This window comes from Ferrovibrio sp., assembly GCF_965278975.1.
Taxonomy (GTDB): Bacteria; Pseudomonadota; Alphaproteobacteria; order Ferrovibrionales; family Ferrovibrionaceae; genus Ferrovibrio.
In genome coordinates this window covers 3029387-3038628 of the sequence record NZ_OZ257126.1, presented here as the reverse complement: position 1 = coordinate 3038628, position 9242 = coordinate 3029387, and the positions used below count along the sequence as shown (strand labels likewise).

At 61.2% G+C, this 9242-nt stretch carries 7 protein-coding genes; all 7 read right to left on the bottom strand.

Translation table 11 applies throughout. The features are described 5' to 3' along the window. Nucleotides 1-16: 16 nt before the first annotated feature. Nucleotides 17-1669 (bottom strand): ShlB/FhaC/HecB family hemolysin secretion/activation protein, encoded by a 1653-nt coding sequence (locus ACQY7X_RS14535; protein WP_428246135.1) that lies wholly within the window; start codon nucleotides 1667-1669, stop codon nucleotides 17-19. Between the two features lie 634 nt (nucleotides 1670-2303). Beyond that, the gene (locus ACQY7X_RS14530; protein WP_428246134.1) at nucleotides 2304-3398 is read right to left on the bottom strand and encodes a mandelate racemase/muconate lactonizing enzyme family protein; all 1095 of its coding nucleotides are present in this window, start codon (nucleotides 3396-3398) and stop codon (nucleotides 2304-2306) included. Nucleotides 3399-3428: 30 nt separating this feature from the next. Continuing rightward, a complete protein-coding gene (locus tag ACQY7X_RS14525) occupies nucleotides 3429-4256 on the bottom strand; it encodes a carbohydrate ABC transporter permease (RefSeq protein WP_428246133.1) in 828 nt (275 codons plus the stop codon). Nucleotides 4257-4260: 4 nt separating this feature from the next. Next, the gene (locus ACQY7X_RS14520; RefSeq protein WP_428246132.1) at nucleotides 4261-5127 is read right to left on the bottom strand and encodes a carbohydrate ABC transporter permease; all 867 of its coding nucleotides are present in this window, start codon (nucleotides 5125-5127) and stop codon (nucleotides 4261-4263) included. 82 nt (nucleotides 5128-5209) lie between these two features. Further along, on the bottom strand, nucleotides 5210-6577 hold the full coding sequence (locus ACQY7X_RS14515) for an ABC transporter substrate-binding protein (RefSeq protein ID WP_428246131.1): 1368 nt from the start codon (nucleotides 6575-6577) through the stop codon (nucleotides 5210-5212). A gap of 41 nt (nucleotides 6578-6618) precedes the next feature. Next, the gene (locus ACQY7X_RS14510; protein ID WP_428246130.1) at nucleotides 6619-7704 is read right to left on the bottom strand and encodes an ABC transporter ATP-binding protein; all 1086 of its coding nucleotides are present in this window, start codon (nucleotides 7702-7704) and stop codon (nucleotides 6619-6621) included. A 2-nt stretch (nucleotides 7705-7706) separates the two neighbouring features. Then, a complete protein-coding gene (locus ACQY7X_RS14505; RefSeq protein WP_428246129.1) occupies nucleotides 7707-9221 on the bottom strand; it encodes an aldehyde dehydrogenase family protein in 1515 nt (504 codons plus the stop codon). Between the last annotated feature and the right edge of the window lie 21 nt (nucleotides 9222-9242).

Sequence of the window (9242 nt, the reverse complement as noted above, 5' to 3'; positions counted from 1 at the left end):
ATCCATACTACCGGCCTCAGAAATGGGTGTTGATGCTGAAGAAGACCTTCGGCTTGTCGGAAATCGTCGCCTGCGGCTTATCCAGGCCACGGGCGAGTTCCAGCGAGGCAAACAGGTTCTTCGTGATATTGACGCGGAAGCCCCCGCCAGCGGTGGTGACATTGATGCGGTCGTTGGTCGGCGTCACGCTGCCGATATTCCAGACCTGACCACGATCAACGAAGGCATAAAGCTGCAAGCCATCAGGGAAAGCCGCCTGCAGCCATTCCGGCGTGTAGCGCAGCTCGACGGAAACCGCCCAGCCATTGTCGCCGGAAACTTCACCGGTATCGAAGCCACGGCCGAAGCTGGGGCCGCCGAGCGCGATCTCCTCGCTGGCCAGCAGCGGCGTGCGGGTGTATTGCCCGGTCGCGGTGGCAAGCAGGCTGAAGCTGGCGGGCAACTGCTGCACGCGGGTCAGGTCAAGCGTCCACTTGGTGTAACTGCTATGGCCATCACTGCGCGAGGCCAGCGGGTCACCGCCATCGGTGGCATTGAGGATATCGAGACCACGATGCATCGTGGCGCGGATCGCGCTGATGCCATCGAATGTATCGGTGCGATCATAGCTGAGACCGGCGCGCAGGATGCTCAGGCGGTCGCGGTTATACGGCGCCTGGGCCAGATCGGTATCCACCATGCGGTACTCAAACTCGCCGGTGAGGCGCAGGTTCTCCATGCGCGAGCGGATCAGCGGATAGGTGACCGCGCCGGCATTGGTCAGCACATCGCTCTGGATCTGCAGGCGCTTCAGTTCCTTCGCCGGATAGGAACGGGCGAAACTCGAATTGAAGCTGGCGGTGAGGCCATCATCGCTGAACAGGCCGCTATAGCCGCCACCGACCGACCAGGAGCGGCCCCATGGCGAGGACTGCTTGAGCCGCAGGTTGAGCTGATCGGCATTGCTGCCGAAAGAATTCCAGCCCGCCGATCCGAGCCATTCCGCGCCGCCGAGATAAGGCGAATTACGGTTGTCGAAGGTGAGCGAGGTGTCGAGGTCGCGGCGCTCGGACTTCACCACCATCACCGAGGCACCAGGCACATCCGGCGAAGGCTCAAGATTGCCACGGACGGTCAGACCGGCAAGGTCGTTGGCAAGCAGCAGGCGGCGCTCGATCTCGGATACATTCACCGGCGTGACATTGACCAGCGGCGCCAGCAGTCGCTCGACAGCGGCCTTGGCCGGGCCGATATCGCCTTGCACCACAATGCTGGAAATGAAGCCTTCCACCACGGCGATACGGAAACGGCCGCCTTCAATCGACTGTTCCGGCACCAGCACGCGGCTGGTGACATACCCCGCACCGCGATACTTCAATTCGATTTCATTGGCGATCTTGAAGGCATCGGCGACGGAAATCTGCTTGCCGATCAGGGCTGCATAACTCGCCTGCAATTCGGCAGCGGAGAAAACCGTGGCGCCCTGGATTTCAACCGCGCTGAGCGTAAAGGAAACCTGATCGGCGCCGGCAGGCGCCTCGGCGGCGGAAGCGCGCGGCACAACAATGCTGCCACCCGGCCCCGGCGGCGCCACCATCAGCGGCTGCGGCAATTCGCGGCCCGGTACGGCGCCGGAAGGAAGCTGGGAAGGCACCTGTGCGAAGGCCGGCATGGCTGGCAGCACAGACATCAATCCAACCGCCAAAGCCAGTGCCCAGCTCGCTGCCAGAATGAGGCTTCCCCGCTCCGCAGAGCCACGCTGATAAGGCCGCACTTCGCTCACCTATTTCTTAAGCGTCAACGCAATGCAACCAGACGAATCCATCCGCCCACCGGCCATTGTTCAACCGGAAACAAGCATCAGGCGCCGATGCAGGCGCAGACCTTCCCCTTAGGATACAATCTCTGCCTGTTTCTTTGGCATAGGGCCGGGGTTCCGACAAGCTAAAACTATGTGTCTGGAGCAATAGTCTAACTTAATGTATATATTACACTTTTCGTCACAATGCTGGAAAAGCATCAGGCGGCACACGCGGAAAAATACCCATGCGTATTTTCACATCCATTAGTAAATATGCGAGTGGAAATTGTACGAAAAGTGACACGGAGCTACGCCACCCCCGCCAAAAGCTGCCGTGAGTAGAATTATGAAGGATACACTTCTAATAGCCATGAAGCCAAAGCCACGGCGCTCCAGGCCGGCCAGTAAATAGCCCCAGCCAGCCGCTTTCCGGCACAGAACAAAAATGTCTGCCCGCCGGACTGCGAGTCGTTCTTAAATAATAGGATGGAGTCCGGGTTAAATATCAAAAAGTCCGGGCGTCCTATTCGCTGACCTGGTACTGCGCCTTTTCCAGCCAAGCCGGATTGATCTCGACACCCCAGCCGGGGCCTTCGGGGATCTGCACCATGCCATCCTTCACCTGCAGCGGATTGCGCAGCAGGCCCTGCTCCCAGGGATAGAAGTCCGGCCCCTCGATGGAGAATTCCAGGTAAGGCCCGGCATTCTTCAGCGCGCCGAGAATATGCAGGGTGAAGGTGGTGACCAGGGACTGGTTGGCGGCATGGGGTGTCACCAGCATCCCGGCGGCCTCGGCCATCTTGGCCACTTTCAGGAAGCGATGCACGCCGCCGATATAGCAGACATCGGGCTGCACCACGTCGACGACCCGGTTCTCGATCATGTAGCGCCATACCGTCAGGTCGCAATCCTGCTCGCCGCCGGTGACATCCAGCTCCAGCGCCTCTTTCACCTCGCGGGTCCAGGCATGTTCCCAATAGGGGCAAGGCTCCTCGAAATGAATGATGCCGTTATCCTGCAGCAGGCGGCCGACCTCGATGGCCTTCTTCGGCGTGAAGCCACTATTGCCATCGGCCAGCAGGCGCGTATCCGGCCCCAGTGCCTTGCGCAAGGCCGGCGCGATGGCCTCGGTGCGGCCCGGCCATTCATCCTGATCATGGCCGCATTGCCGGCCGACGCGGAATTTGAATGCCGAGAAACCATGAGCATCGCGCAGGCGCAGGAAACGCGCCACTTCATCTTCGGGCGTGATCGAACGCTTCATGCTGGAGCCATAGACCGGGAACAGCCGCGGCGTGCCGCCGAGCAATTCACAGACGCTCTTGCCCTCCAGCTTGCCGCGCAGATCCCACAGAGCCGTATCCAGGCCGGTGATGGCACGCAGCAACCATGAGCCGGTGAATTTATGCTCCATCTCCGGCAAGCGATCGACCAGGCCGGCAATATCCAGGGCATCGGTGCCCAGTGCATAGCGCGCCACCTGGCGATGGAAAATCTGTGCGGTGATATCCGACTGGTAATTCGAGAGCTGGCCCCAGCCTTCGCGGCCATCATCGGTGGTGACACGGACAAAGCCGGTGAACTGGTCAGCGAAGGTTTCGAGGCGCTTGATCTTCATAACTGGATTTCCTGGATATGCGGCAGTGACTCAGCCCTTGACGGCACCCGCCGCCAGACCGCGGATGAAATACCGGCTGAGGAACGAGAACATCACGAACAGCGGCAGCGCGATCAGCGTCGAACCGGCCATCAATTCACCCCAGCGCAATTCGTAGAGACCAACCATGGTCTCCAGGCCCACCGGCAATGTCTTGTTGGCATCATTGCTGATCATCACGAAGCCAAAGATGTAATCGGTCCAGGACAGCAGGAAGGAAAAAATCGCCACAGTGACAATGCCCGGCAGGGTGAGCGGCAGCACCACGCGGAGGAAAGCCCCAAGCCGCGAGCAGCCATCGACCATCGCCGCCTCCTCCACATCCTGCGGCATCTGCTTGAAGAAGCCCCAGAGCAGCCATACGCCGAGCGGCAGCGAGATCGTGGTATGCGAGATAATCAGGGAGGCCAGCGTATCGTATATACCGACGGCGACGAACAGCGACGCCAGCGGGATCGCCAACAGCAAAGGCGGAAACATGTAGGCGTAGAGCATGGTGCCGACCACGAACATCTTGCCTGGGAAATGCAGCCGTGTGACGGCATAGGCAATCAGGGTGGACAGCGTGATGGTGACGGCCACGGTGCCAAAGGCGACGATCATCGAATTCTTGAACCAGCCGGGATAGTCGGTGAGGCTCAGCAGCGTTTCATAGCTTTGCAGAGACCACGGTCCGGGCAGCAGGCTGATGCTGGAATACAGCGTGGTGGGATCACGCAGGCCGGTCACTACCATCCAGTAAATCGGGAACAGCGAATAGACCAGCATCGCCGCCACGAAGAACCAGTACAGCACCTTGCCAAAAAGCACGCGGGTCATCGGCTCAATCCTTCTGATCGAGCGGGAAGAAGCGGAAATACAGCACGATCAGACCCGACAGAATGAGGAAGGAAATGGTGGAGATGGCAGCCCCCTTGCCAACATCGTAAAGCTCGAAGGCCAGCCGGTAGGACAAGACCGGCAGATGCTCGGTGGCATGCTGCGGCCCGCCGCGCGTCATCAGCCAGATGATATCGAACTTGTTGAACATCCAGATCGTGCGCAGCAGCAGCACCACCAGGATCACCGAGCGAAGCTGCGGCAGGGTGACATGCAGGAAGCGGTTCCAGGCGCCGGCGCCATCGATGCGGGCGGCCTCGTAGAGTTCTTCCGGGATGGATTGCAGGCCGGCAAGGCAGGCCAGCGTGACGAACGGCGTCCATATCCACACGCTGATCAGGATCACCGTGGCCATCGCCGCCACCGGATGATCGGCCCACGCGATATGGGTGTAGCCCAGCGTCTTGGCGAGATGACTGATTATCCCGGTCGAACCATCCAGCATCCAGCGGAAGGTCAGCGCCACCACCACGGTGGGCAGCAGATAGGGCAGCACGGAAAGGCCACGGATCACTGCCATGCCCGGCAGCTTGCGGTCCAGCAGGATTGCCAGCGCGAGGCCAAGGCCAAGTTGCAAGGCAATCGAGCAGCCGGAGAAGATCACGCCGCGGCCCAGTGCCGACCAGAATTCCGGCATGACGAGCACATGGCCATAATTGGCGAAGCCAACCCATTCCGGTGCCGAGACCAGCGACTTGCGATGCTGGAAGCTCAATTCCACCGCATGATAGGCCGGGTAGAAAATCAGCAGCGCCGTGAGGGCAAAAGCCAGAATGAAAATAGCGTAGATAACGCGGTCGCCACGCATCATGACAGCCCCCTACCCGCCCCTGCCACGCTGGGCAGAGGCGGTTTGGCGGTAAACACCGTTGAGAAAGGATACGCCGGAGCGATCACGCGATGACCTTGCGGATCTTCTCGGCCGCCGTCTTGAGCGCTTCGGCCGAGGATTTGCCGTTAAACACACGGTCCTGCACCATTTCCGGCAACGCGAAGGAGCGGAACAGCTTGCCGGCACGCACATCCGGTTCCGGGCCTTCGGTGTCGATCGAGCGGATCACCACATTCGGATCGGACAGCACCTGCTTCTGCATCTCGACGATGCTGGCAAAGGTCTCCAGCGACGGATGCGCCAGCCAGCGCGGATCCTTGTAGATATCCAGGCGGGTCGGCTGATAGTGGATCGGCGAGGAATGGAGGAAGTTGATGAAATGCTCGTCCGAGAACCAGGTCAGGAACTTGATCGCTTCCTGGGTCATTGGCGTATCCAGCACCACCCAGCCATCATAGCCGTGGTTGACCGCGAACTTCTTGCCCGACTTGGACGGATACAGGCAGGAGGCAACATTCGCCGCCTTCGCCGGCATGGTCAGGTTCATCTGGTCGATCAGGCGGCCAGTGCCCGGGGTATGCGATACGATATCGCCCTGGAAATCGCCCACCAGGTTGGCCCAGCTCGCCTGGCGCGGCGAGGGCGGCATCAGCTTCACCAGATCGGCCATGAAATCGAGATATTCGAGCACGCGCGGCGCCATCTCGGGCGAGTCGATCACCACATTCCACTTGTCGTCGAGGATGCGGACATCGTTGGCCCAGAGATAGCCAAAGGCCGTGTAATTGGTGGCATCGTCGCTGCCCAGCGGATGCACCACGCCATGGCGCAGCTGGCCATCGCCGCCGCCGGTAACCGCTGTGAGGTTCTGCAGATACTCGGCCCAATTGGTCGCCGCCTTCAGGCCCTTCTTGCCGTACAGATCCTTGCGGTAATTGATCCAGCACAGATTGTAGTCATAGGGGTACCAGTAATTGTTGCCGTTCATCGGGAACAGGATGCGCGGACCCCAATCATACTTCTTCACCAGATCATTCAGCGGCACGATCTTCTTCTCGCCGGCCAGCAACAGCACATCGCCAACAAAGCTCAGCGTGCCGATCTCATAGGGTTGGCCAGCCTGGATCGATGCCTGCAGCTTCTGGAACGCGGCGCCACCCGGCACGGAATCGATGCGCACCTGCACGCCGGTGAGCTTTTCATACTGCGCGGCGGCGAAACGCAGCGCGCGCACACTATCTGCGCTCGGCTCGCCGTTCAGGAAGCGCACGATCTTCTGCTGCGCATGCACCGCCGGCGCGGCAAAACCCAGCGCCATGCCGCCGGCCAAAGCACCGGCGCCCTTCAGCGCGGAGCGGCGGGTGATGCCGGCTTGAGCCAGTGTAGGCTGAGTCTGGGTGGAATTCTGCTTGCTTGGTTTCTTGGTCATTGTCCTCTCCCTAGATCGTGTTCTGATGCACTTGGTATGGATCAACTCTTGGCCGAATAAAGCGTGCGCCCGCTTTGCGGATCGAACAGGTGCAGGCTGCCGGAAGCCCAGCGCAGCGCCACGCGTTGACCGCGGCTGACGCTGTCGTCACGCGCCATCAATGCCCGCAACCGGGTGCCGCCACTGCGGCAGACCAGCAAGGTTTGCGCCCCCATCTGCTCCACCAGATCAATCTCGACCTGGAAATCGCCCGTATCACTGCGCGCCAGGCTCTCGGGCCGGATGCCCAGCACCACCGCGCCAGGGCTCAATCCAGCACTGTGTGCCGAATCCGGCAGCACCAGGCTGAAGCCTTCGCCATGCAAAACGAACTTCCCATTCTCGAAGCTGAGCATGGCATCCATCCGGTTTATTTCCGGCGAGCCGATGAAGCCGGCAACAAACAGATTCGCCGGCCGGTCATAAAGCTCCAGTGGCGCGCCGACCTGTTGCAGGATACCGGCCTTCATCACCGCGATACGGTCGCCGAGCGTCATCGCCTCGACCTGATCATGAGTGACATAGACCATGCTGCGGCCGGTCTTGGCATGCAGCGCGCCAATCTCTTCACGCATGCGGACGCGGAGCTGGGCATCCAAGTTGCTCAGCGGCTCATCGAGCAGGAAGGCATCCGGCTCACGCACCAGGGCACGACCGAGCGCAACGCGCTGGCGCTGGCCGCCAGAAAGCTGCTTCGGCTTGCGCTCCAGCAGATCGGTGATATCCAGCAATCGCGCCGCGTCCCTCACCCGGCGATCGATCTCCGCCTTATCGGTGCCGCGCATCTGCAGGCCGAAAGCCATGTTGCCGTAGACATTCTTATGCGCGTAGAGCGCATAATTCTGGAACACCATGGCGATGTTGCGGTCTTTCGGATCAAGCTGCGTGACATCGCGATTGCCGATCCAGATTTCGCCGCCCGATGTCGCTTCCAAGCCGGCGATCATGCGCAGCGTGGTGGATTTGCCGCAGCCCGAGGGGCCGACCAGGACCATGAATTCGCCATCGGCGATGGCAAGATCGATGCCGTCCACCACGGTCATGCCGGCGAAGCGCTTGCTGACCTTCTTCAATGTAATCGATGCCATACTCAGACCCGTGCGTTCTGCGAATAGGGTACTTTCGCGACCAGGCTCTTGGTGCGGCAATAGGAAGCCACCGCTGCAAAGCCCTTCTCGCGTCCGAACCCTGATTGCTCGACACCGCCGAAGGGAACTTCGACGCCGCCGCCCCAATAATTGTTGATCGTTACCTGGCCCGACTTGATGTCGCGCGCCAGAGCCAAGGCGGCTCCAATATCCTTGGAATAGATTCCCGCCATCAAGCCGTAGCGCGTGGAATTCGCCGCGCGCAGTGCATCCTCAATGCCATCGACAACCTGCACCGAGAGCACCGGGCCGAAGATCTCTTCCTGCACGCAAGGGTGGTCAGTCGCAAGATCATCAAGCAGCGTTGGTTGGATGAACCAGCCTTCCGGGTCAACCGCATCCAGATGCCGTGCCCCCCCGAACGCAACCTTGCTGCCAAGCGCCTTGGCCTGATCGAGAAACGCGAGAATGCGCTCCATTTGCCGCCGGGAGTTGATCGCCCCCATGCTGGCACCGCGCAGGCCATGGCCGACAGAGATGCGTGCCACCCGCTGCGCAATCGCTTCGACGAGCGGGCGATGGATGCGTTTGTCCACCACCAGGCGTGAACCGGCAGAGCAGATCTGGCCGGCATTTTCATAAATCGCCGCCACGGCTCCGTCAGCCGCCGCCTCGACATCGCAATCGGCCAGCGCGATCAGCGGCGACTTGCCGCCCAGCTCCATGGTCACACTGGCGTAATGCTGTGCCGCCGCCGTCATCACCGCCGTACCGACCTTGGGCGAGCCGGTGAAGGTGATATGCGCCACATCGGGATGCGCCGAGAGACCGGCACCCGCCACGGTGCCAAGGCCGAGCAGCACATTGCACGCGCCCGCCGGCAGACCGGCTTCACAGAGCAGTTGCGCCAGCATCACGGCGGTGAGCGGCGTGGTCTCGGCCGGCTTGGCGATGACACTGCAACCGGCAGCCAGCGCAGGCGCGATGCCACGGGCAAACGTTGTGATCGGGTAATTCCACGGGATGATCTGGGTAACCACGCCGAGCGGCTCCAGCAGCGTCATGCCAAGCTGTGCCGGCCCCAGCGGGATGCTGTCACCCTGCAATTTATCCGGCGCGCCGGCATAATATTCAAAAGTGCGGGCGGCACTGCGTACGTTGTTGCAGGATTCGGTGTAGGTCTTGCCCACCGTCACCGTTTCAGCAAAGGCAAGCTGCTCCATGTCGCGCAGCATCAGCGCCGCCATGCGGGCCAGCACGCGGCCGCGCTCCATCGGCGCGGTATCGCGCCAGATGCGGAAACCGCGCAACGCCGAGGCCACCGCCGCGTCGACATCGTCGGCACCAGCCGCCGCCACGCTCATGAACACGCGGCCCATGCCGGGGTCGGCGATTTCCATGCGCTCTCCCGAAAGGCTCGGCACCACCTTGCCATCAATGAAATGACCATCGGGCAAAGCCGGCACGGTGCCGCTTTCGAGATAAGCCTTGATCCAGGAATTTACGACTGCGGTCATCATCACTTCCAATGCCGGACC